The organism is Klebsiella sp. 2019SCSN059 (assembly GCF_021739525.1).
In the GTDB taxonomy this organism is placed as follows: Bacteria; Pseudomonadota; Gammaproteobacteria; order Enterobacterales; family Enterobacteriaceae; genus Klebsiella; species Klebsiella quasipneumoniae.
The window spans coordinates 1-1,195 of the sequence record NZ_JAKKOM010000114.1 but is presented as its reverse complement, the minus strand read 5'-3'; the positions used below and the strand labels follow the sequence as shown (position 1 = coordinate 1,195).

Here is a 1,195-nt window from a genome sequence, read left to right as displayed (position 1 = left end):
TGAATGTTAACGCTGGCCATGAAAGAACCTCAAAAGCCCGCATTATACATCAGATTCAACTAATTAGAGGCATCACCACAAAACGTAATAGCCGTTCGCGGTAAATTCTGACACCATGCAGCACAAATAAGGTAAAAACGATGGCCATGCAAACGTGGTTAATATTATTGCTATGCATATTTTTCTTCAGCATCTCTGTATACAGTTTTATTTCCTATCTAAAAGACAGGAGACGGCAGAAGTTTACGTTTAACGATAAGCGTTCGACGCGTCGTAAATAATTCACTTTATAATAATTAAAAACGATTACAGGTACGTTTATAAAATCAACACACCGCATACGCCCGGAGGATTTGTCACAGCATGGCGTTATGTTTTGCATAAGGAAATAACGCCATGAGAAACATTAATGTCACCATCAATACCCGCAACACCTTTGTACGTGAATCGCTGGTCGCCATGGTTAATGATCTCTCCCGGGACGAGATGCGGGCCCGTTTCTCCTGGCGCAATAACGACCTGTCAGACGAAGATATTATTATATGCGAAGTGATCCCTGGTGAAATCTATCTGTGCAATACCCTGATTAAAAACAGAAAAAAAGGCAGCTCCCTGATTATCCTCCACAGCTACGACCAGCTGCCGGAAGACGATTTCATGATTAATTGCCTGAAAGGAGTCATTTTTGTCTCGCTGAAAACGGCCAGTATTCCACAGCTGCTGGCGATCATTAAAAGCGAACTACAGCATTGTATGGACCCGTCGGCCACTGACGCCACGAGCCGGGAACTGAGCTGCGCCAGCTGCCCGCATCGTGTCCTGTCGCGGTCGCAGACCGCTGTGGTGCACGGTATTCTTGAAGGGCTGGACATGAGTAAAATCGCCGCCCTGCAGCGCGTCAGTCCCCGCACCGCCGCTTACCATAAGAATAAGATTATGGAAAAATACAGCCTGAATAATAATCACGACTTTTTCCAGTTTATGAATCTGTTACGTGAGCGCTGGTAGGCAAATAGCGAACAGAAGAGAATAAGATATTCCCGTAGTGATATTGTCTGGAATCCGAAAATAGCCGCAGGATGCTAAAAAAGCGCCAGCGCTGCCGAACATAACGTTAAACTGGCTTTGTTGAATAAATCAGATTTCGGGTAAGTCTCCCCCGTAGCGGGTTGTGTTTTCAGGCAATACGCACGCT

General features: G+C 45.4%; 2 protein-coding genes. Both read left to right on the top strand.

Features of this window, described 5'->3' with window-relative positions:
• Positions 1 to 140: 140 nt before the first annotated feature.
• Positions 141 to 281 (top strand): small membrane protein, encoded by a 141-nt coding sequence (locus L2I46_RS29865; RefSeq protein WP_046621842.1) that lies wholly within the window; start codon positions 141 to 143, stop codon positions 279 to 281.
• Positions 282 to 396: 115 nt separating this feature from the next.
• The gene (locus tag L2I46_RS29135; RefSeq protein ID WP_023297970.1) at positions 397 to 1,008 is read left to right on the top strand and encodes a helix-turn-helix transcriptional regulator; all 612 of its coding nucleotides are present in this window, start codon (positions 397 to 399) and stop codon (positions 1,006 to 1,008) included.
• The last annotated feature ends 187 nt before the right edge of the window (positions 1,009 to 1,195 follow it).